This is a genomic window from Sporosarcina sp. D27 (assembly GCF_000586555.1).
Taxonomy (GTDB): Bacteria; Bacillota; Bacilli; order Bacillales_A; family Planococcaceae; genus Sporosarcina.
Genome location: NZ_AZUC01000045.1, coordinates 131,442 through 154,399, shown reverse-complemented (window position 1 = coordinate 154,399; position 22,958 = coordinate 131,442). Strand labels below are relative to the sequence as shown.

At 40.7% G+C, this 22,958-nt stretch carries 21 protein-coding genes; 16 read left to right on the top strand and 5 right to left on the bottom strand.

Translation table 11 applies throughout. The features are described from left to right. Positions 1-107 precede the first annotated feature (107 nt). From N693_RS0107730 to N693_RS0107710, 5 genes are all read left to right on the top strand, one after another. Positions 108-683: a TetR/AcrR family transcriptional regulator gene (locus N693_RS0107730; protein WP_025784224.1), complete on the top strand. Its 576-nt coding sequence runs from the start codon at positions 108-110 to the stop codon at positions 681-683. Positions 684-735: 52 nt separating this feature from the next. Beyond that, positions 736-1,512, top strand: a complete 777-nt coding sequence (locus tag N693_RS0107725; RefSeq protein ID WP_025784223.1) for a TatD family hydrolase — start codon at positions 736-738, stop codon at positions 1,510-1,512. A 310-nt stretch (positions 1,513-1,822) separates the two neighbouring features. Then, complete coding sequence (locus N693_RS0107720; protein ID WP_025784222.1) at positions 1,823-3,517, top strand: methyl-accepting chemotaxis protein; 1,695 nt, start codon at positions 1,823-1,825, stop codon at positions 3,515-3,517. A 194-nt stretch (positions 3,518-3,711) separates the two neighbouring features. Continuing rightward, positions 3,712-4,329, top strand: coding sequence for a CoA pyrophosphatase (locus N693_RS0107715; RefSeq protein ID WP_025784221.1), 618 nt, complete (start codon positions 3,712-3,714; stop codon positions 4,327-4,329). A 30-nt stretch (positions 4,330-4,359) separates the two neighbouring features. Beyond that, complete coding sequence (locus N693_RS0107710) at positions 4,360-5,109, top strand: alpha/beta family hydrolase (RefSeq protein WP_025784220.1); 750 nt, start codon at positions 4,360-4,362, stop codon at positions 5,107-5,109. A 72-nt stretch (positions 5,110-5,181) separates the two neighbouring features. Here the strand turns inward: N693_RS0107710 and N693_RS0107705 are convergent, their stop codons facing one another. Continuing rightward, positions 5,182-5,673: a hypothetical protein gene (locus N693_RS0107705; RefSeq protein ID WP_025784219.1), complete on the bottom strand. Its 492-nt coding sequence runs from the start codon at positions 5,671-5,673 to the stop codon at positions 5,182-5,184. A gap of 200 nt (positions 5,674-5,873) precedes the next feature. Between N693_RS0107705 and N693_RS0107700 the strand changes: the two genes are divergently transcribed. Genes N693_RS0107700 through N693_RS0107690 form a run of 3 tightly spaced genes read left to right on the top strand, consistent with a single transcriptional unit; the run spans position 5,874 to position 7,631 of the window. Beyond that, positions 5,874-6,386 (top strand): RNA polymerase sigma factor, encoded by a 513-nt coding sequence (locus tag N693_RS0107700; RefSeq protein WP_025784218.1) that lies wholly within the window; start codon positions 5,874-5,876, stop codon positions 6,384-6,386. Further along, entirely contained in the window at positions 6,373-7,275 is a 903-nt protein-coding gene (locus N693_RS0107695) for an anti sigma factor C-terminal domain-containing protein (protein ID WP_025784217.1), read from the top strand. The genes N693_RS0107700 and N693_RS0107695 overlap by 14 nt, the downstream gene beginning before the upstream one ends. 14 nt (positions 7,276-7,289) lie before the next feature. Beyond that, entirely contained in the window at positions 7,290-7,631 is a 342-nt protein-coding gene (locus N693_RS0107690; RefSeq protein ID WP_025784216.1) for a hypothetical protein, read from the top strand. Positions 7,632-7,717: 86 nt separating this feature from the next. On the opposite strand, the gene N693_RS0107685 is transcribed toward N693_RS0107690, so the two are convergent. Next, positions 7,718-8,140, bottom strand: a complete 423-nt coding sequence (locus N693_RS0107685; protein WP_025784215.1) for an organic hydroperoxide resistance protein — start codon at positions 8,138-8,140, stop codon at positions 7,718-7,720. Between the two features lie 263 nt (positions 8,141-8,403). Here N693_RS0107685 and N693_RS0107680 point away from each other — a divergent pair, with 263 nt between their 5' ends. The 7 genes from N693_RS0107680 to N693_RS0107650 all read left to right on the top strand — a co-directional run bounded on the left by N693_RS0107680 (position 8,404) and on the right by N693_RS0107650 (position 16,120). Next, positions 8,404-9,597, top strand: a complete 1,194-nt coding sequence (locus N693_RS0107680) for a DUF4317 domain-containing protein (RefSeq protein ID WP_025784214.1) — start codon at positions 8,404-8,406, stop codon at positions 9,595-9,597. 177 nt (positions 9,598-9,774) lie between these two features. Continuing rightward, complete coding sequence (locus N693_RS0107675; RefSeq protein ID WP_025784213.1) at positions 9,775-10,761, top strand: LacI family DNA-binding transcriptional regulator; 987 nt, start codon at positions 9,775-9,777, stop codon at positions 10,759-10,761. Positions 10,762-10,918: 157 nt separating this feature from the next. Then, positions 10,919-12,196 (top strand): histidinol dehydrogenase, encoded by a 1,278-nt coding sequence (gene hisD, locus N693_RS0107670; protein WP_025784212.1) that lies wholly within the window; start codon positions 10,919-10,921, stop codon positions 12,194-12,196. A gap of 32 nt (positions 12,197-12,228) precedes the next feature. Beyond that, on the top strand, positions 12,229-13,545 hold the full coding sequence (locus tag N693_RS0107665; RefSeq protein WP_025784211.1) for a GntP family permease: 1,317 nt from the start codon (positions 12,229-12,231) through the stop codon (positions 13,543-13,545). 78 nt (positions 13,546-13,623) lie between these two features. Continuing rightward, positions 13,624-14,574 carry a 3-hydroxyacyl-CoA dehydrogenase family protein gene (locus N693_RS0107660; RefSeq protein WP_025784210.1) on the top strand — a complete coding sequence of 317 codons (951 nt, stop codon included), beginning with the start codon at positions 13,624-13,626 and terminating at the stop codon, positions 14,572-14,574. Further along, positions 14,571-15,335 (top strand): SDR family NAD(P)-dependent oxidoreductase, encoded by a 765-nt coding sequence (locus N693_RS0107655; RefSeq protein WP_025784209.1) that lies wholly within the window; start codon positions 14,571-14,573, stop codon positions 15,333-15,335. The genes N693_RS0107660 and N693_RS0107655 overlap by 4 nt, the downstream gene beginning before the upstream one ends. Positions 15,336-15,352: 17 nt before the next feature. Beyond that, on the top strand, positions 15,353-16,120 hold the full coding sequence (locus N693_RS0107650) for a 3-hydroxybutyrate dehydrogenase (RefSeq protein WP_025784208.1): 768 nt from the start codon (positions 15,353-15,355) through the stop codon (positions 16,118-16,120). A gap of 111 nt (positions 16,121-16,231) precedes the next feature. Here N693_RS0107650 and N693_RS0107645 read toward each other — a convergent pair whose 3' ends face one another. The 3 genes from N693_RS0107645 to N693_RS0107635 are packed head-to-tail and all read right to left on the bottom strand — an operon-like array spanning position 16,232 to position 21,002. Next, entirely contained in the window at positions 16,232-18,043 is a 1,812-nt protein-coding gene (locus tag N693_RS0107645) for an ABC transporter substrate-binding protein (RefSeq protein ID WP_025784207.1), read from the bottom strand. A 27-nt stretch (positions 18,044-18,070) separates the two neighbouring features. Next, positions 18,071-19,567, bottom strand: coding sequence for an ABC transporter permease (locus tag N693_RS0107640; protein ID WP_025784206.1), 1,497 nt, complete (start codon positions 19,565-19,567; stop codon positions 18,071-18,073). 13 nt (positions 19,568-19,580) lie between these two features. Next, a complete protein-coding gene (locus N693_RS0107635; protein ID WP_025784205.1) occupies positions 19,581-21,002 on the bottom strand; it encodes an ABC transporter permease subunit in 1,422 nt (473 codons plus the stop codon). Between the two features lie 124 nt (positions 21,003-21,126). On the opposite strand from N693_RS0107635, the gene N693_RS0107630 reads away from it, so the two are divergent. Beyond that, the gene (locus N693_RS0107630; protein ID WP_025784204.1) at positions 21,127-22,866 is read left to right on the top strand and encodes an ABC transporter ATP-binding protein; all 1,740 of its coding nucleotides are present in this window, start codon (positions 21,127-21,129) and stop codon (positions 22,864-22,866) included. The last annotated feature ends 92 nt before the right edge of the window (positions 22,867-22,958 follow it).

Here is a 22,958-nt window from a genome sequence, read left to right as displayed (position 1 = left end):
AATAAAATTATAGTATTGAAAGTGAGTTCTTACAATAATCAAATAGTTAATAGTTGTTCATTAAGGAACAGAACTATCAATAGCTGTTCATTTAGAGGTGAAAAGGGATGCGGACAGATTTGCGCGTGATAAAAACAAAAGAGGCATTGCATAACGCTTTGCTGGAAGTGCTAGATGAAAAGAGCTTGGATGCAATTTCTATAACAGAAATTTGTAGAAAGGCAAAAGTGAACCGAGGAACTTTCTATTTGCACTATGCTCAAGTCGAGGAACTATTTGAAGAGTACTTTAAAGAAATCACTGCCGATTTGGCGAGATCCTATCAGGAACCTTATCGCCATGTGACTGTATTGAACACTAAAGAATTAAATCCTGATACAATACGTATTTTCCATCATATTGAAAAGTATAAGCGCTTCTACCGTATTGTGTTTTCAAAGAAAGTCCCATTACTGTACTATTATTTATTGTTTGAGGAGATCAAACAATTATTGCTTAAGGATCAAGAGGCTATATTGCATGAGGATATTGACCACGAGCTACATTGCTCTTATCAAGCGAATGCTATCATTGGAATCATCATTGATTGGTATCATAAGGATTTTAGCTATAGCGTGGATTATTTAAACCGTCAACTCGTGCAAATCGTGAATATACAATCCAGTAATTCGACAGGGGCGTAATTGTTTTCAATCTATCTTCAAATGAAAAATTACAAAAAGTAGGTGACAATTCATGTGCCGAAGCGTAATCGACGCACACATCCACTTAGATATGTATACGGATAGTGAACGAGTCCAAATTCTAAAAGAATTGGAAGAAACGTCCGTGGAATCATTAATTGCTGTTTCAAACAACTTAGCTTCTTCACTTACACAATTGCAGTTTGCTCGAATGGACAGTCGGGTTAAACCTGCTATTGGATATCACCCAGAACAGTCGCTGCCGAGTGAAAGGGAGCTTGAAGGAATTATGCAGCTCATTGATGATAATCATGACTGTCTTATTGCAATAGGAGAAGTCGGCCTTCCTTATTATTTGCGTCAGGATGAGCTAGGGATAGATGTAGCGCCTTATGTAAGTTTGCTCGATCGTTTTATGCAAAAGGCGGTAGACTGTGATCTCCCCATTGTGTTACATGCTATTTACGAAGACGCGGAGCTTGTATGCGACATGTTGGAAAGCTATCACATCACACATGCGCATTTCCATTGGTTTAAAGGGGATGACGCAGTTCTAGAGCGTGTTCTTCGGAATGGGTATGTTCTATCGGTTACGCCGGATGTTACGTATGAACAAGAAATTCAACATATAGTCAAACAAACCCCACTATCGCAGTTAATGGTGGAAACAGATGGACCTTGGCCATTTAAAGGCCGATTTGCAGAGGAGATGACTCATCCATCCATGATGCATCATAGTATAGACACAATCGCAGATATTAAGGAATTGAGAGTAGGAGAAGTCTATCGACAAATATATGAGACAACAAAAAAATTTTATCGGCTGTGAAGGGATACCTTTTTATGCTGTGCTTGATAGACCCTATAGCAAGTGATTGAAGGGACGTAACCTCAAAATGGTGCGTCTCTTTTTAGATAGTAAAATATGGATAATAAAATGACTATTTACAATATAAATTACCTGAATACAAGATATGATGGGATTTTTCAATAACAATAAAAAACATTGTAGTCGTAAGCTATTCACTTTACATAGTTCATTAGTATGTATATATTTAATTTTAAGGAGTGGTTATTATTTACTATATTTACCCAGTAGTAACTAGTATATCCTGAAAATTATATAAGAGGTGTACAGTATGAGGAAGTTTATGCAGTTAAATAGTCTTAGAAAGAAAATTCTGTTTGGATTTGCTATCGCAATAGTTTTAACGTCCGTATACAGTGGCTATACGTATCTAACGAATAAAAAAACGAGTGCCGCTATGGATCGAGTCATTACTGAAGAATTACAGCTATTATCTGCTTATGATCAAATGTCTTCTTCTATCTCTGTCAGGATATCAGCGGTGAGAGGATACTTACTTTCAGGAAACCCATCCTTTAAAGATGATTTTCAGAAGTATACTGAAATGGGTCTTGAAAGTGAAAGTATTATTCGGAGTATAGAAGTAAACAGTGAGTTCGATGCATTGATAAAGCGAACAGTCAATTGGCGTAAACAGGTTGACGCGAATGTTTTTAATGTATACGACGAAGGGAACAAAGAATTAGCTATTCAAAATGCTTCCAAGTTAAGTGCAGAGAGTACTGAGATTCGTCTAGGGTATGAAGAGTTAGCTGAAAAAAATCATGAAAAGATGGAACAAATGGGTAAAGAAATACAAGGGGCAGAAAAAAGAGCTGCACAAGTTGGTTCCATATTCGCTTCGTTAATCACAATTATCTCCATTATAATTGCCGTTGTTACAGCGAGAGTGATCTCCAATCCTATAAATTACGTTGCAGAAAGAATGAAGCTAATTGCTGGCGGAGATATTAGCCAGGAGCATCTAGAGACTAACGCACGAGATGAAATCGGTCACCTTGTGACTGCGACAAATGAAATGCAAGCAAAAATGAATACAATCCTCAGCCAAATCAATGGTGTTTCGAACACGGTGTTATCCCATAGTGAAGAGTTGACTCAGTCTGCTAGTGAAGTAAAAGCTGGCTCTACTCAGACTGCAATGACAATGCAGGAGCTGGCAACAGGGGCTGAAACACAAGCGAATAGTGCTAGCAACCTAGTGTCTATCATGGACTCCTTTGCTACCAAGATTTTCGAAACTAATGAGAATGGGACTGACGTCCAGAAGTACTCTCAAGAAGTAATTGGCATGACTCAAGAAGGTGTTGAGATGATGGAGTTTTCTACAAAACATATGGAGAAAATTAATGAGCTTGTTCAGGAGTCGGTTCAAAAAGTCGAAGGGTTGGATAGTCAATCCCAGGAGATTTCTAAATTAGTTACGGTAATCAATGATATTGCAGCACAAACAAATCTACTGGCACTAAATGCAGCAATTGAAGCAGCCAGAGCAGGAGAGCATGGGCGCGGATTTGCAGTAGTTGCTGATGAGGTGCGTAAGTTGGCAGAGCAAGTTTCTCATTCTGTAACCGATATTTCAGGCATTGTGGAACGAATCCAAGGTGAGACGAAAAGCGTTTCGAATGCACTTGCAGAAGGTTATGAAGAGGTAGAGCAAGGAACCGAACAGCTTCAATTGACAAAAGGGACATTCCATAAAATTAGTAAAGCTGTTTTGAAAATGGATGAAAATATAAAAACAGTTGGAAAAAATTTGAATGACATTGTTGAAAATACTAAAGAAATCAATAATACAGTTGACGATATCGCTGCAGTATCTGAAGAAGCGGCGGCGGGTGTAGAACAAACCTCAGCTTCTGTTCAGCAAACTGCAAGCTCTATGGAAGAAGTGGCCAGTAGTTCAGCTGAACTCGCTCAACTTTCGGAAGAGCTGAATAGATTGGCACATCAATTTAAACTATAATAATGCGGAACACGAGACCATTTCTCTTTGATGATCTCGTGGTTTTTTTGTGGTGCAAGATTGTTTTTCCCTAATTTTCTTACATGGTGTAAATTAAAAAAACAGTATGAGATGGCTTTTCTTGAGATTCTTTAATTATTCACTTGCCAATGATACGATAATGTTATGAGAAAGCATGGAGGTGCAGATACTTTATGTTCTTGGAGAATTTGAAGCAACAACTAGATGACAATACGTCATTATTTATTGGAGAAGATACTGCATTTCGTGCCGCGGTATTGGTGCCGCTTGTTCTAGAATCAAACGAGTGGCATGTGATTTTTGAAAGGCGGTCTCTGACAATGCGTAAACAGCCAGGGGACAGTAGTTTTCCTGGAGGTCGAATTGACTTAGCAGATGCTTCACCGATGGATGCTGCATTGCGAGAAACGCATGAAGAATTAGGTATAGATCCAGACACCGTCAACGTCATTGGAAAGTTGAGTCCATATATTGCATCTCCTTCTTTTGTCGTCTATCCCTTTGTTGCGGTCTGTGACTACCATGAAATTATCCATTCTTTTAATAAGGACGAAGTCGAGGAAGTCTTTGCGATCCCATTGAAGTGGTTACTTGAGCACAAACCTGTTCTACACAAAGTCCCCGTTCAACCAGCGCCCTTGCCGGACTTCCCGTTCGATAAAATCTACAATGGTGAACAGTACCAATGGGGAAAGAGTTCACAAGAAGAGTGGTTCTATGAGTATGATGATTATATAGTATGGGGGCTTACTGCACGGATATTAAAACACTTTATCGATCTAATCAAATAACGTGTTATCTCATATAAAGGAGTCTTGAAAATGAGAGAAAAGAAGTCATGGGCGGGAAAAATCCTTATAGTAATTGCAACGTTACTCGTACTTGCCGTGGCGGGATTTTTTTTCTTCGTCAGCTCTTCCTATGAAGCAATTCCATCTGCAAAGAATAGCGTACAATCTAATGATCAAGTGACGGTGGAGGACAGCGGAGACATTCTGTTTGAACCTGTTTCAGAAGCAAAGGAGATTGGATTTGTTTTTTATCAGGGTGCCAAGGTGGAATCGCCTGCCTATGCAACAATGGCAAAGGAAATTGCGGCAAAAGGATATCCCGTCATCATTGCCGATTTGCCATTTAATTTAGCTATCCTTTCTCCAAATCGAGCGGATCAGATTATTAGCGACCATCCAGAGATTAAAAGATGGGTCATTGGCGGTCACTCACTTGGCGGTGTAATGGCGGCTGATTATGCGCTGGATCACGAGAGTGTAGAAGGGCTTGTGCTACTTGCGTCTTATCCTCAAAGTAAAACCGATTTGAGCAAGTCGCCTTTAAAGGTGTTGTCCCTTTGGGGAAGCAACGATGAGGTGGCGGATCTGGAGAAAGTGAAAAATGCGAAAGAAATCATGCCCAATGATGCTAAATTCATCGAACTAAAAGGCGGAAATCATGGTGGTTTTGGAGAATATGGTCATCAAAAAGGCGATGGAGACTCTTCGTTGTCAGGGAACCAGCAGATTCAGGATACTGTAAAATACATTGTGGAATTTTTGGACGAACTGAGCGGGTGAAGAGAACCTTGCTTACCTGAAAGTAAAAATCCCGCATGTGGAAAATCAATCCACATACGGGAAGTTCTAAAATCACGAACATAACACAACGATTTGATAAGGTGTCGTCTGTGCAGGGATACTCCGAGTTGTTGCACCATACACGACAAGTAAATCTCGGTTGGCCAGGTTTCCGGTGAAAGGCTGCCCATTCTGCAGGATAACTTTAGTAGCTGGATTCATGTTCAGCTGTAATGTGTGATCACTGCTCACTAACTGGTCATCAAAATGATCGACTTTCACAAATTGTCCTCGTACATTTTTGCTTACAATTAACGCATTGAATTGGGGTGGAAAGATAAGAGGCGCAGGTGCATTACCATCGTAAAATCCTGTCACTTGATCCCCAACGGATACGACTTCCTGATCGACAAAGTAAGTGGTCGGAGCCACTACAAAATTCACTACGTTTCCATAACCATTATCAACGGACATTAGCTTATAACAGCCCACCTCGTTATACTGCCCGATAGAAAAGTCATTAATGGCAGTCACGATTCCCGCAAAGGCTTGATAATTTATCATTTCAATTCCCCCCACTATATGTTTGAGTTACGTCTACATAGAGTATGCTCGCTTTCCAACTTAGTGAATCCAAGGATACGAATAGTACTGTAAAAGAGTAAGCCGGTTGTGGCTTGCTCTTTTTTAGAAAAAATTTTGAAATGGCTGTATACCTTTTGCGAATTCGATTGTTATATAGGAGAGAGGAGCTTAGCGGACCCATGACAGAAGAAGACCTATTATCGATGCTATACAAAGATAAATATTTGTTTATCCAAAACTACTTGATGAAGCTCGGTTCCTCTCTCCAAGATGCCGAGGATATTGCGCAGAACACATTTACGAAAGCCATCGTCAATAATATCCACACTACGATGGAGAATCCGATTTCTTGGCTATTCCGTGTTGCAAGAAACGAATACTTTACGTTATGCAAAAAGAAGAATAGGGAAATTACGATGTACATCGAGCCAGATGGAATTGAGCAATTGCTTTCGACAGAAGATGGCGAGTCCATTTTACTCGGTAAAGAAAGCAGAGTAGTCATTCAGCATGTGTTGGGTGAATTAACCCCTGCTTTTAGTAATTTACTGTTGTTTAAATATGAATTTGAAATGTCCTATGAACAAATCGCATCACTGCTCGATATGAAAGTTGATACGGTCAAAACCTCTTTATACAGGGCACGCATTGCATTCAAGAAAAAATGGAGTGAACACGATGAAAAATTCTGAGAACGATCTCGATGCAATCTTTAATCATGATGATTCAACCAATCTGTTTAAACAAGCAAAACGGAAGAACATTCAACAGAACGTGGTCATCAATCTAATGCTAGTACTTTCAACAGTTGTTTTGCTAGTCATCATCAAGTGGTGGATCACCCCCTATCTATTGACTCAAGATACAGCAAAAGTGGAAACTTATTACACGGTGTTCGGAGCAAATATGTATGTCGGTCAATGGCAAGAACACCCCAAGTTACTAGGATCGAGTGCGACTGCTCCAGTATACAAGTTAGTAGATGGTATCCCTGTCGAACTGAAAACCGTTCAGCACAAAAATAATACGGTAGATGCGTTCGTTTCCAGTGATCATGGAGTATTTCGAACGAATGGGCAGAAGGTGACGACGTTCATGCATCCAAATGTGGTGTATAAGGAATACAACAAAGACTTAACATCCCTTCAAGAGGATACGTTGTATGAAGTGGCGCTGTCATTTAGTAGATCCTTCACTCCCGAAGAACTTGAAAGTCAATTCCCTGAGTCACTTACACCCTCTTGGCTATGGCTTGATGTGTTTGACGAAAATGGAGTGAAGGCGATGCAAAAAGAGCAACCCATTTTCACTGAGGATGAGGTTGTCGGTATTTCTACAGTAGATCAAAGTGGAGCCCGTTTCGAAAACCCTGTAGAACACTTTCAAGAGGATTTGAAGCTTTCGATTTCCAAAAATCGAGGAACAGATAAAGAGAAACTGATGCAAGTTAAAGAAGCAATTGATCGTGAATCTCCAGAAGTCATTGGTGCTGTTGTTACAGGATCAGCAAATGATTTACAACAATTAAAACAACTCGCCTTCGTAAAAAATATATCAATCGGAGCAAGTGTACACAACTAGAGGAGGAACAGGACATGTCCAACATAGTTCGAAAAATCATCTTCATCATTGCAGCGCTTGCAGTTAATATAAGTGCTGTGAATATCATATCCTTCTTATTATTTGGAGCAACTTCAATCATTTCAATAGATGCATTGCTTGGTTTGTTGTTGCTTATTGTATCTAACATTCCTGTCATCATCCTGTATCGAGCTATGAAGAATAAGAGGGAAACTAGTTATTTAACGGCATTATTTGGAGCAATTGGCGTTTGCATTGCATTTATCACATTAGCGAATATCTGGACACTCACAGTTCCAATCGTTATTTTCAGTGTCAGTATTCTAATTGCATTGGTTTTCAGTATTCGTAAATGATAAGCTTATCGTCTCGAATAGAATTAAAAAATCCCCCGAAATGAGCGTACACTACATTTCGGGGGATTTCTTGCGCTAATGAATTTTTATAGGGCTTCCAGAGTCACTTCTATGTTGTCTCGCGTCGCTTTTGAGTATGGGCAGACCTGGTGAGCTTTTTCGACGAACTCTTGCAACTGGTCTTTCTCAATGCCTGTACCTTTAACTTGAAGTTTCACTGCCAACTTGAAGCCTTGGTCCGTTTCGTCTTTCTGAAGGCTGACATTTGCAGTGACTTCAGAGTCGAATTTCACTTTTTCTTTGCCAGCGACTAATTGCAGTGCGCTGTCAAAACATGCTGCATAGCCCGCAGCAAACAATTGCTCAGGGTTTGTTGAGTTCTCAATTTTTTTAGCTCTAGGAGTTCCAGGCATTGCCGTATCAAAGCTTACGACATTATCGGAGGATTGAACGTGTCCTTCACGTCCACCGTTTGCAGTTGCAGTTGCTGTGAATAGTGTTTCTGACATGATATCACTTCTCCTTATTTTCTATTTACTACGATAGATAGTGTTTACCCTAAGCTCATAATTTTAAGCAAAGGAAACAGATAGGTATTGTTTATGCCTAATACGGGTCTTCTACACCCCTCAAGATTTCTTTCATGTACACAACTATTGCTATAATGTAAGAGAGTTAAAAGTGAGTGCTGAAATTTGAATACTCTAAGTTGGATGTGAGCTAAGTCAGATCCAAAACAATCAAACTTAAAGATAGAAAGCAGGGACTGGATATGAATAAAAAAGACATTGCTGATATTCGAAAGCAATTTAAAGTAGATACGGATTTACTCATGATTACAGACATTTATAATGTTTACGTTCGCCAGGAAAGTGATGAAATCTATCACGAGGAGAGCCAAGCATTCGGGCTAATGGAACGGGAACAACAAGAGTTATTTTTAGCGAACTTTAAAAAGGTGTTAGGTGGAAAACTCGCCATGAAACTATTCGAGGTTCGATTTGCGGAAGTGAAAGAAGGGCAGACAGACAATACCCAACAGCTTTTGTATGCGGGACTCCATACAAAAGAAGCTGATGATTGGAAAGAAAACATGCAGTTGATCGCACAGAAAATGGTGAAGGATACTCAGTATGAAAAAGACCTGGTCATTACGTTCATTCGCGGGAAGTATTATAAGCCTACGAAAAAGAACTTGGAAGAGTTGGAAATGGCTGAAGGGGACGAGGCGTATACAACACCTTTCATTCTTAGTAGCATGAACCATACTGAACTGCCGAAGAGCTCACTTGTGTTCGACTTTATCGGTCGAGAGTTTAAGTCCAGTGAGATGACTGACCCTGTAGTCAAACTGGCTTCGCCTATCGGTGGATTTTTGTTCCCTTGTTTCACTGACAACGCAGCGGATGTCAATCACATTTTGTATGCTGCGGGTAAAGCAAACAAACCCGATTATCAATTTATCGAAAATGTATTAGATGGCGAGGAAATCATGACGGCTGAAGATGACAAAGCAGTGTTTGAAGAAATCGTTAAGCATGTTGTGGGAGATGAAGTGAATACCCAAATGCTTGCCAACGTCTATGACGAACTCAACCGCATGACTACCGTGGAAGACGAAGGTGAAGATGAAGATTACGTGCCAACATTGAATACAAAAGAGCTGGAAAGGGTATTGAAGTTGAGTGGGGCAGAAGACGTCGATACTGAGAAAGTACAACAGGCATTCCAATCTGTCGTTGAAGATGAATCCTATGAGTTGAAAGCGAGCCATGTCGTTCCAAGTTACACATCAAAATCTATAAAAATCAGCACGAAAGTCGCAAATATATCAATTAGCCCCCAAGATTTAAAATATGTGAAACAAGTCAACTACAACGGCAAACGCTGCCTCTTAATCGAAGTGGAAGAAGATACGATGATTGAAGGATTTACGTTGATGGAAGAAGAGCTGTTTGAATCGTAAGTTAGCATCTTACAACAAACGAAGGAGCACAGTAGATTCGTAATGGAAGATACAAAAAGGCTGTTTGCTTAAATGCAATCAGCTTTTTTGTTTTTGGACTATTGAATACAAAAAACTAGTACTATAAAGTAAAGGTATCGGTAGTGATGCAAAATCGAACTCAAAAGGATGATCGTAATGAGAGAAACGGTAACTGCAAAGGATGTAGCTAAACTGGCGGGAGTCTCCCAGTCCTCAGTTTCGAGGGTATATTTTGAAGGAGCTTCTGTATCAGAAAAGACGAAGAAGCGGGTTCTAGAGGCTGCGGAAGAACTTGGATATCGTCCTAACGTATACGCGAGAAGCCTCATAACGAATCAGTCGAATATTATAGGTCTTGTCATGAAAGGCGTTCAAAACCCATTCTATGCTCAAGTGTTGAAACGGTTCAGTTCAATATTTAAGCAACATGGATACAGTATTTTGTTTGTCTATACGAACAATGATGAAATCCAAAAAGAGGATGTCGAAACGTTATTGAACTATAATGTGGCGGGTGTGGTAGTCACTGATGCAACCATGTCGTTTTCGGTAGGGGAAGAGTTTAAGAAAAATCATATTCCACTCGTCTTCTTTAATAGAAAGCAGGGCACAGGAGAGTTCCATTCAGTATGCTGCAACAATTTAAGTGCGAGTCGATCGATTGCGCAGTACTTACTTTCAAAAGGTGCATCAGAGCTGGTATTGATTACCGGAAATGAACACACATCTACGAGCATTGAGCGTGAAAAAGGTTTTTGTGAGGTTCTCGATCAACAGAAAATCGCATATCGGAAATATAACTCGGATTACACATATGAGGGTGGCCATCAGACAGCTATGACTATTCTGGAAGAAAAGCGATTGCCGTCAGCATTTTTTGTGGCTAATGACATTATGGCACTAGGTGTAATTGATGCGCTTCGTAGAAATGATATTCGTATTCCACAAGATACAAAAGTTGTTGGATTTGATAATATCGATATGGCTTCTTGGCCTGCATATGAACTGACGACTTGGGAACAGCCGATTGAAGAAATGATAGAGGAAACTGTCAATTATTTATTGTCAGAAATCATGTCCTATACCGGTTTAGCACAAATTATAGAGGTGAATGGAAAATTCGTTGAAAGAAAAACTACATAAAAGTGTTGACTAAAATGAATAATAGGAATAGTCTTTTCTCATAGAGTTTTTTGCATACGTATGCAAATGTAAGAACTCTCCGTGTAATGAGAATAGGTATGCAACTAATTTTTTTATAAATCGGAATGTAAGCGGTTTAAAAATAGGAGGCGTTATTATGATGAAAGTTATTAAAGCGGGTAAGTCACAAGAAGAAGTAGTTGCAAATGATACTAAGGTGTCTGAAATTGTTGCAGGTGCGTTAAAGGATGTAGAGATTCGTGGTGATCAAGCGGTACGAGAGCTATCGGCGAAGTTCGATAAATGGACTCCTGAATCATTCCGTTTAAGTGATGCTCAAATTCAGGAAATCGTTGAACAAGTGCCTTCTAGTGTCATTGAAGACATTAAGTTTGCTCAAAAAAACATTCAGGCGTTTGCACAAGCACAACTGGATTCTTTGAATGATGTAGAAGTTGAAAACATTCCAGGCGTTATTTTGGGCCATAAAAATATTCCTGTAAATAGTGTTGGATGTTATATTCCTGGTGGCCGTTATCCGATGGTAGCTTCTGCACACATGAGTGTTTTGACTGCAAAAGTAGCTGGAGTGAAACGAGTAATTGCATGTACACCACCCATCAACGGAGAGATTCCAAACGCAACAATCGCTGCTATGCATCTAGCTGGGGCAGATGAAATCTACTTGCTCGGTGGCATTCAAGCAATGGCGGCAATGGCAATTGGAACAGAATCTATCGAATCCGTAGACATGATCGTTGGACCGGGTAATGCATTCGTCGCAGAGGCGAAGCGTCAATTATACGGACGTGTTGGAATTGACCTATTTGCAGGTCCTACAGAAACGTTAGTGGTTGCGGACCATACAGCGGACGCAGAAATGATCGCAACCGATCTTCTTGGTCAAGGTGAACACGGACCAACTTCTCCAGGAGCATTGATCACGACTTCTGAAAAGCTCGCTTACGAAACGATTGAAGAAATCGCACGTCAGTTGGAAACATTGTCGACTGCAGATGTTGCCAGTGTTTCATGGGAAGATTATGGCCAAGTATTGGTCGTAGATTCCATTGAAGAAGCACGTGTTGAAGCTGATCGTCTTGCGTTTGAACACGTAGAGATTTTAACGGAGAATCCCGATTACTTCCTAGAAAACATGACGAACTATGGTTGCTTGTTCTTAGGACCTGAAACGAACGTTGCTTACGGAGACAAAGTAATCGGCACGAACCACACGCTACCGACAAAAGGGGCAGCACGTTATACAGGTGGACTGTGGGTAGGGAAATTCATTAAAACTGTGACGTATCAAAAAGTGAAGCCAGAAGCTAGTGCTTATATCGGAGAATATGCAGCACGTCTTTGTAAACTGGAAAACTTTGAAGGACATGCGAAACAAGCACTCCTTAGAGTAGAACGGTACGGTAAAAACTAAATCGTACACTTGGGGAAATTGGGGGTTTTACTATGTTAGGATTCATTGGTCTTTTTGGGGGACTAGCAATATTAATCTTTTTGACAATGAAGGGGATGAATCTCCTCATTGCAGCACCAATAACTGCACTGTTTATCGCAGTGTTAAATGGCATTCCTCTCTTCCCGCAGTTAGCGGAAGAGGGAGCAGTAAATTTCTTAACGAACTATATGGGCGGATTTACGGGGTTCATCGCATCCTGGTACTTGATGTTCTTGACGGGAGCGATATTCGGTAAAGTCATGGAAGACAGTGGTGCCGCTGATAGTATTTCACAATGGATTGTCAGCAAAATTGGTATGAAACGGGCAGCTTTAGCGGTAGTAATCGCCTGTGCTGTTTTAACATATGGTGGTGTCAGCTTGTTCGTTGTCGCATTCTCTGTCTATCCGATGGCATTGAGTCTATTCAGACAAGCCAATCTACCAAGACGATTCATACCAGCTGCATTAGCATTTGGATCCACGACGTTTACAATGACATCTGCAGGATCACCTGAAATACAAAACTGGATACCGATCGAATTCCTAGGCACAACTCCATATGCTGGTTGGGAAGTTAGCTTTTTAGTGGCAATCTTCATGTTCTTGTTTGGGTATTGGTGGTTGAAACGAATGATTTCAAAAGCGGTCGCTAAAGGTGAAAGATTTGTTGCTAGAGACACGGATCAGGAAGCCGATACACGAACAGAACTTCCGAATCCATTACTGAGTATGATTCCTTTAGTCGTTGTCCTTGGAATTACATTAGTCTTACACAAATCGCTCGGAACGTCTGCTTTAATCATCTCTTTGAGTGGTGGTATTTTAGCGACGTATTTAATCAATAAAAAGTACTTTCAAAACTTCGGACATGCAGTTGGTGAAGGTGCAATGGGAGCAGTCATTGCAATTGCCAACACAGCCGCAGTCGTCGGTTTTGGAGGAGTGGTGAAAGCGACACCTGCTTTTGAAGCAGCGGTTGGTGTAATGACAGACATCCCGGGGAGCCCGCTTATTGGGGGCGCACTGGCAGTTGCCGTTATCGCTGGACTAACGGGTTCGTCATCAGGTGGACAGGCGATTGCCTTGCCGCTTCTGGCACCACATTATATGGATTTAGGAGTAGATCCAGAAGCATTACACCGTACGGTTGCCATATCTTCAGGGTCATTGGATTCACTGCCACAAGGAGGATACGTTGTAACAACGATCCGTTCCATTGCAGGTGAAACGCATAAAGACGCGTATCCGGCATTTGGAGCCTTGTCTGTTGTCGTACCACTCATTGGTGCTGCTTTGGCAGTCATCTTATTCTCGATAGGCTTGTAAGAGTTCAATACCCAACAAACCGGCTAATGGTTTGTTGGGTATCTCTCGTTAGCTAGACAAAAATAAGGGGTGATTTAGATGGAGAAGATTTCAATAATAGGTTGTGGGACAATGGGGCATTCAATCGCGTTAGCTGCGGCATGGGAAGGATTTCCGGTAAAACTTATTGGGATGAATGAAGCTGATCTTGAAACAGCTAAAACAGGATTACAAAATAAGTTAACTGTGATGATGGAAAACGAACTGATCGATTTGAATGAAATAGAAAAGATTCGCAGGAATATCGAGTTATCGACGTCTTTAGAAGAGATGGTTTCTACTTCGGATTTCATCTTTGAGGTGATTCCTGAACAAATCGAACTGAAACGGGTATTGTATAAAAAGCTAGAAGGATTAGTGAGTGACAGATGTATTTTAGCTAGCAATACATCTGGATTTAAACCGAGTGAGCTTGCAAAAGAGATGAAGCATCCGAACCGCTTTATTGTCACACACTTTTGGAACCCAGCGCACTTAATACCTCTCGTAGAAGTGGTAAAGGGTGAGCATACAGACGAACGAACCATTGAGGAAGTGATGCAACTACTTGAACAGATGAATAAGAAACCGATTCTTCTAAAGAAAGAGATCACGGGATTCATAGGCAATCGTCTTCAATATGCATTGTTCCGGGAAGCCCAGTATTTATTGGACATTGGAGCTGCAACGAAAGAAGACATTGACGCTGCAGTTACATATAGCATAGGGCGCCGTTTGCCGATAACAGGTCCATTGATGACGGCAGACATGGGTGGACTGGATGTATTTTCAGCGATTTCAAATTACTTATTCAGCGAGCTAAGTACAGCTCAACAATCTGGTGAAACACTCACTCAGCTTGTAAGTGAGAAACACTTAGGTGATAAAAACGGACGAGGTTTTTATGAATGGGACGAGAAGACATCTAAAGAGGTCAATGAAGAGCGTGAACGTACACTCATCCATTTCTTGAAAAATGATCGGAATAACCGAGAGGAGGAGAGCGAATGAGTTCTTATTTCTCTGAACTTAAAGGGAAGACCGTTGTCGTTACAGGTGGTAGTAAGGGAATAGGAAAAGATATTGCACTCACATTTGCAGAGTTGAATGCCAATGTAATTATTACAGGCCGTGATGAAAAAGCACTCAATGAAACTGTAAGCGAGCTTCGAGCATTTAACCCAAAATGCATCGGGATCTCAGGAGATTTGAGTGCGCTTTCAGTGATCAAGCATTTGATTGAAACCGTAGTAACTACCTTCGGAACGATTGATGTGTTAGTGAACAATGCAGGAGTAAATATTGCGAAGCCAGCAATGGACGTGACAGAATCGGATTGGGATACGGTACTCGATTTAAACTTGAAGTCGGTCTTCTTTAGCAGTCAGGAAGCGGCTCGTCATATGCTTCCTCAAAAAAGTGGTAAGATTATTAACATTGCTTCGCAAATGGCGTTTGTTGGGTATTATAAGCGTGCGGCGTATTGTGCAAGTAAGGGCGGTCTCATTCAATTGACGAAGGCGTTGGCTGTTGAATGGGCAGAACACGGCATAACGGTAAATGCAGTTGCCCCAACGTTCATTGAAACGGAGTTGACCGCAAAAATGTTTACAGATGAAGCCTTTAAACAAGATGTAGAAAAGCGGATTTTGTTAAATGGATTGGCAAAGCCGAAGGATATATCAGGAGCTGTACTCTATCTAGCTTCCGATATGGCTAGCTTTGTAACAGGAGAAACCATTAAAGTAGATGGCGGATGGACGGCAATTTAACTTAAGGGGATGAAGTAATGGTAGAAGGCAACGTTTTGTTCATTACAGGAGCCGCTCGAGGAATCGGCTTTGATATTGCAAAAGCCTTTTCAGAAGCAGGAGCAAAGGTGGTTCTTTCAGATCTTAGTCAAGAAGCGATTGATGAAGCAGTTGCTCAGTTAAGTGGAGATGTTTCTGGAATCGTTTGTGACGTCACGAAAGAAGAGGACATACAAGCTGCTATTGAATTTACTGTGAAAACCTATGGCAAAATTGATATCTTAGTGAATAACGCAGGTATGCAACACGTGTCGTTCATTGAAGAATTCCCAACCGAAAAGTTTGAACTACTAGTTAAAATTATGCTAACGGCACCATTTATCGCTATTAAACACGCAATGCCATATATGAAAAAACAGAAATTTGGGCGCATCATTAACATGGCATCGATTAACGGAGTGATTGGTTTTGCAGGGAAAGCTGCCTACAACTCTGCGAAACATGGCGTGATTGGCTTAACAAAAGTAGCTGCTTTGGAATCCGCAACAGATGGTGTTACCGTTAATGCAATTTGTCCGGGATATGCAGATACGAAACTAGTCCGAGGTCAATTCAATGATCTGGCAAAAACACGGAACATAGAAGTGGAGCAAGTATTGGAAGAAGTTTTATATCCACTTGTGCCACAGAAAAGATTGATTGACGTCAAAGAAATCACAGATTTGGCATTGTACATGTCGAGTGAATCAGCAAAAGGGATTACTGGACAGGCGATTGTTTTAGATGGTGGATATACAGCTCAGTGATCGGGTGCAACTCATTTCGAATGCATGTAAACGAAAGAGAATCCTTAAAGTATATGTGAAAGTAAAAACCGCACTCCGACTTGGAAATTCAGGTTGGAGTGCGGTTTTCAATTATTCTTTTTGATAGGCTTCCAAGAACTCTTTTACCTTATCAGAATCAGCTACAAGCTCGTTTCCTGTGTCTACGAGTGGGCTAACAGTCGAATAAGCTTTTTTCTTGTTCCCTTGATAATAGTTCAAAAACTCATCTTGATTGATGGAGAAGAGTACCGCTTTACGTAAGTTTTCACTTTCTGAAACTTTTCGGCCGGCCGTGTTGAACTGCAAGTAAGTAACGGCGTTGCTGTCGCTCTTTTGTAGTAGCAAGTTATCGTCTGCTTCAACAAGGTCGTACTTCGTTTCCGGAACTCCATTAAAGAGATGAATTTCACCGTTACGTAATGCCGACAGAGCACTATCAGAGTCATCGATGAAGCGTACAGTTATGTTTGAAATCTTAGGTTCAAATTCACTTCCCGTACGATACCCTGGATTTTTAACGAAGTCTGCTTGGTAATCATTTTTCTTCACAAGTATATAAGGTCCACTTGCATACAGATGGTTGTTATAAGTTGCACCTTCAGTTACTGTGCGCTGATCTCCATATGCAATATCCTTATCTAAGTTGAAGGATGCAACATCATATGTGTTGATACTCTTCACTTGTTTTTCTGAAACAATCCCTGCAGATTGGTGAGCCAAGTAATTTAAGACTTGGGGGAACGGTTCAGTTGTTGTTACTTTAACCACTTGATAGTTTCCTTTACTATTGTCAGCTTTTGTTTTACTTTCAACGACTCCGGAAAGTTTCGTATCAAGCCCTTTTTCCAGTGTCTCTAGAATGGTTTTTTCACTACCGGATTGTTTTGCATTCTTCAATTCTGTTAAATCGGTAACAATTTCAGCGCTTTTTATACGCTCGTGTAAGCTATACGTTCGGTGATCAGGCACAGAGTCTTTGTCTTTTGCACGTTCCAGAGAGAACACAACATCTTCTGCGCCGACACGTTCTCCCGTGTCAATCGCTTTCTCATTGGAAATGGAAGCAAAGTTAATGTCATCGCGAAGAAGGAAATAGTAGTCTGAATTTCCTTCAGCCATCGCATAGTTATAAGAGAGTGAACCATCTGATACGACCTCATCTTCATCTGTTAAGTTGACAAGTCGTACGTACATATTTGTGTTGAGTGTATTAATAGAACCATCGTTCCCTTTAATTGGATCCAGCGAAGTCAAATCGCCTATTGCTTGTTGCGTCACCAGAGGTTCAGTTGTGCGTTTTGCCTCATCTTTAAAGTCAATAGTTTCCCATGGAATCGCACGGGATTTTGCAAGTCTAACTGTATCTGGATTCAACACTTCTTTGTTTACGCCTTGTGCTTTAAAAGAGTTATAAAGGGGTGCGATGAATGCTTTTTCTGTAACGAGTTGCTGTTCAAGTTGTTTGTAAGTTTTAATATATTCGTCAGCAGTTTCTGTGCTTGCTTTATCGATCAATTCATCCACTTTAGAGTCTTTAACCAGACTATTCGCGCCATCAGATTTGAATAACGCACGTACGGCATAGTCAGGGTTACCAGTAACTGTCGTCCAGCTTGAAAGTGCAAGGTCGAAGTTTCCAGCATCTTTTTGTGCTGAAAAGGATCCATAATCCGGTTGAATGTTCAGTTTGACGTCAAAACCATTTTTGATGAGCTGGTCACGCACAATATTTAAGTCTTCTTCGCCTGATCCCATTCCAAGGACTTCAATCTGCACTTTCTCATTCAAGCCACCTTTGCCATCCTCTTCTTTACCTTCACTTTCGACCTCGGATTTAGTTTTTACACAGCCTGCAAGCACGAGGACAAGCAGTAATGCTAGTGTTAATAATTTCTTTTTCATGGATAAATCCCTCCAAGTTTTTAGTTGTTAGTCGAGCTTAGGATCTAGCGCATCCCGCAATCCATCACCCAAGAAATTGAATGAGAGAACGAGCAATATAATTGCAAGTCCAGGGAAAATTGCGAGATACGAATTCGACTCAAGATACGTACTACCGACTTTCAAAATATTTCCCCATTCTGGAATATGAGGCTCAACTCCAAGTCCTAAGTAACTTAGACTACTTGTCGCGATGACTGCACCACCAATTGTTAAAGTGGATTTTACAATCATAGGAGCAAGTGAATTAGGTACAACTTGTTTAAACAGTATTGAAAAGTCTGATGCGCCTAATGCCTTTGCAGAATCGACGAAATCGTAGTTTGAAACCATAAGGACATTCGCTCGCATCGTACGTGCATGTGTTGGAATGCCACCAACGCTTAGCGCAATGATTAGATTGACTGTATTGGCTCCAAATGCAGCAATAATGGCGATTGCTAGTAAAATTCCAGGAATCGAATATAGGATATCAAGCAAGCGCATAATCCAGTTGTCGATGCGATTACTGTAATATCCCGCAATTGCACCAAGGAATCCTCCAATTAGGCCGGGAAGAATCGTAGATGCAAAGCCCACGAGCAAGGAAATCCTGGCCCCGAACACAATTCTTGAAAAAACATCGCGTCCAAAGTTATCCGTTCCAAATGGATATACAAGACTTGGAGCTTGTAAAATAGCACTGTAATTATTTTCTACAGCAAGTGCATAGTCGAACGTGAATCGGCTCGTGATAGAAATGGTAAGCATGAGTAGAATGAAAAACATGCCTAGGACTGCAGTAGAATTCCGAGTGATTTTCTCCCACATCACATTCCATTTCAACAGTCGAGAAGAATCGAAGCGCCTAGACTTCATGAATAGGCTCCAACCTAGAAGTGTAGCAAATAAGTTTCCTGTAACGGCTGTTGCCATTAAAACAACAGCAAGGATAGACATCCAACGTGGGGCTGAATACTCTTTCACGTAATGGACTGTCAGTATGAGCGCTACTAGGTGAAACAGAGCAATAAGAAGAAGGCTCCCCATAGCGATAAGAAACGTATCGCTGACATAAGGTTTAAATAGATTCACGGAGCTTATAGCAATGACAGCTAGTTGAGTCAGCAGCATATACACCGCAAACGTGTATTCAGGAGTCTTTCTTTTATTAATTAAGTTAAAAGCGAAAGCAGCTGCAAAAATATTACCCGTCAGTAAACTTGCTAATTGGACATAACCTAAACGTCTTGTTGTTTTGTGAATTTCCCCCGTATTGAGCAGATCCTTTTTCATCTTTCTAGTGATGAATAGCTGAAATATGGACGTCAACGTGTAGGCGCAAAACAGGGCAAATACAAACAGATTCATCTCTCCTGATTTGGTTGCAAGACTGTTCCACAAGAAGATTGCAGCGAGTGCTAACGAGAGAATCCATGTGAAATTAGCTTGAGGATAATCTTTTGAAATCACTAACGCATGTCGATTGTTTGAGGAATCTTTCATGTTTTCACCTACTTTACGATTGGTTTATCTTAGAGCGAATTCGTGGATCTAAGAATGCGTACAAAATATCAATTAGTAAATTGACTAACGATATTGTAATTGCAATATAGACAACTCCACCCATGATGGCGGGGATATCGGGGATGAATTGCTTATCAACGATGTAACTTCCAATTCCTCTAATATTGAAGACCTTTTCCGTTACAGCAGCACCTCCAAGCATGCCTCCAAACAATAACCCGATGACAGTGATGACAGGGATCATGGCGTTTCCGACAGCGTGTTTCCATAACATCTGACTCTTAGAAAGTCCTTTTGCACGTGCTGTGATGATGTAGTCTTCGTGAATAATTTCAAGTAACGATGAGCGCATCATTCTCGCAATAGAAGCTGTAAGGGCAGTTCCAAGAACGACGACAGGCATAATCATGGATAGGTGATTACTAGGACTATACGTAGCTGGCAACCAATTGAGCTTAATCGAGAAATTTAGAATGAAGATTAGTCCTTGCCAAAAGTTCGGAATGGACAAGCCGATTAATGCAATGAACATGAACGAGTAATCCAGAAACGAATTCGGTCGAGTTGCAGAAAGGATGCCGACTGGGATTGCTATGACAACTGCCATAATGACCGAGAACAGTGCAATCGTTAACGTAACCGGGAATTTGTTGGCGATGCTCGTTGCGACATCTTCATTACCTGCAAATGAAGATCCTAGATCGAAGGTGGCGATACCTTTTAACGCATTCCATAGTTGTTGCCAATAGGGTAGGTCGAGTCCGTGTAATTGGTTGAACGCTGCGGTCTGCTTCTGTGTCGCCGATTCCCCAAGAATGTTGGAGGCTGGATCGAATGGTGAGATATAGAGAATAGTAAATACCAAAACCGCAACTCCTATAATGACAAGTACACTTTGGATAAGCCTTTCTGCGATATAGGTTAGAAAAGGATTGCTGATCAGCAATAGGATTGCGTACATAAGAGCGCCGGGAAGTAAGGTGCAAAGTAAAAAATGGCGGCGTTCTAAGAGGGATTGAAAGTAAACCGAATACGTAGTTCTCTGTATTCCATTTTGATTGAGATGATCATCAGTACGCCGTGTAATTTCTTCTTTCTTCCTTTCCTCTACTAGCTTTTCAGCTAAATGGTGTATTTCTTTATCGCTAATATTCTCCTGAAAGAAGGTTCGCTTTCGAATTAGCTGATCTACATAATAAGAATGCCATTGATCAGATAATTGTTTGTCTGACAGTTCCACTCTTATGTCATTCAACACAGTATCGTGGGTGTGGTCTTTTTTTCTAATCAAGTAAATAAAATATATGACTAGATGAACGGGAAGTCCCGCCAGAACTAACAGAACCTGAACAACTGTTTTTCCTTGGGCTTCTTTGTATGACTTTTGAAGAAGTGAAGTAATAGTGTACGCCAAATTAATCCACCACCTTTTTATATTGTTTAATTCCGATCGGTATACTAGACTATAATCAAGTAGTTATTGGTTGTCAATTCTATTCTTGAGATTCACCGATGATGACAAAAGGGGAGGATTTCCTGTGGAACCCATATTAAAAGTAAAAGATCTACACGTTTCCTTTACGATGAGGGATGAAGATTTCCACGCTGTTCGTGGTGTGAGTTTTGAGGTTAATAAAGGAGAAACCCTTGGAATTGTAGGAGAATCAGGCAGTGGAAAAAGCGTAACCGCTCGTTCTATCATGCGTTTATTGCCGTCCCCACCTTCGTATATGAAAGAGGGGGTTATTGAATTTCAAGGAGAAAATCTGAACTTGAAGACAGAGAAGGAAATGGAGAGTATTAGGGGAAATGGGATTGGGATGATCTTTCAAGATCCTATGACTTCTTTAAATCCGACTAAAAGAATAGGGAAACAAATATGCGAAAGTATTATGAAACATATGAACGTTTCCAAGAGAGAAGCAAAAATGGAAACGATTGAACTTTTAAATTTGGTTGGTATTAAAGATAGTGAAGTTCGGTATAACCAATATCCCCATGAGTTTTCTGGAGGGATGCGTCAACGGGTTATGATCGCAATTGCACTTGCTTGTAAGCCCGCATTACTAATTGCAGATGAGCCTACGACTGCACTAGATGTAACCATTCAAGCACAAATTCTCGATCTCATGAAAAATATTCAACAACGTTTTGGCACTTCTATTATATTGATCACTCACGATTTGGGAGTAGTTGCGGAAATGTGTGATCATGTCGTAGTTATGAAGAAAGGCGAAATTGTGGAGACCGGAACCACAATTGAGGTGTTTGAAAGTCCAAATCATCCATACACTAAAAAGTTATTAAATGCACTACCGCGACTTGATGAAAAGAAAAAGGAGAAACGTGTATCTCAATTACCAGAAGGAATTGACAAGACGATTCCTCTTGTTCAAGTGACGTCTCTTAAGCAACACTTCGATAGTGGAAAAAAGGGATTGACTAAGGCGGTTGACGATATTAGTTTTCACATTCGGCCTGGTGAAACCCTTGGCCTTGTGGGCGAATCAGGATCTGGGAAGTCTACAACGGGTCGTGCAATTTTACGATTGGACGACCCGACGGATGGAGAAGTGTTATACCAAGGGATGGCCATAAACCGTTTTACTTCAAAAGAGATGAAGAGTATGAGAAAACATATGCAAATGATTTTCCAAGACCCATATTCCTCTTTGAATCCACGCTTCAAAGTACTTGATATTATCGGGCAAGCACTAGATATTCATCGGATGAGTAAGAACAAAGCTGAGCGCAAGAAAAGAGTTGAAGAGTTGCTAATGATGGTTGGTTTGGAACCTGAGCATGCGATGCGTTATCCCCATGAATTCTCTGGTGGTCAGCGTCAACGAATTGGAATTGCACGAGCTTTAGCTGTGGAGCCGGATTTCATCGTCTGTGATGAACCATTATCTGCACTTGATGTATCCATCCAAACACAGATTGTTAAACTTCTGGAGGATTTGCAACATAAGCTTGGACTCACTTATTTATTCATAGCTCATGACTTGTCAATGGTGAAGCACATCAGTGATCGGGTAGCGGTTATGTATGCAGGGAAAATTGTCGAGTTGGCAGATAGCGAAGAGTTATATAATAACCCGTTGCATCCATATACAAAGTCCTTGTTAGCCGCTATTCCGATTCCAGACCCTAAAGTGGGAGCAAACAAACACCGACAACTCAACAAAAAGGATGAAGCAGATAGGAAGTTCAATGTGGAAAATACAAAATTGGTAGAAGTAATGGAGGGGCATTGGGTTGCTCAAGGAATAGAGTGACACCTAAAAACAATTGAAAGACCAGTTAAGTGATGCATTACATGACAAAGCCTCATTCAGCCTAAGTATTAGGCTGAATGAGGCTTTTAATT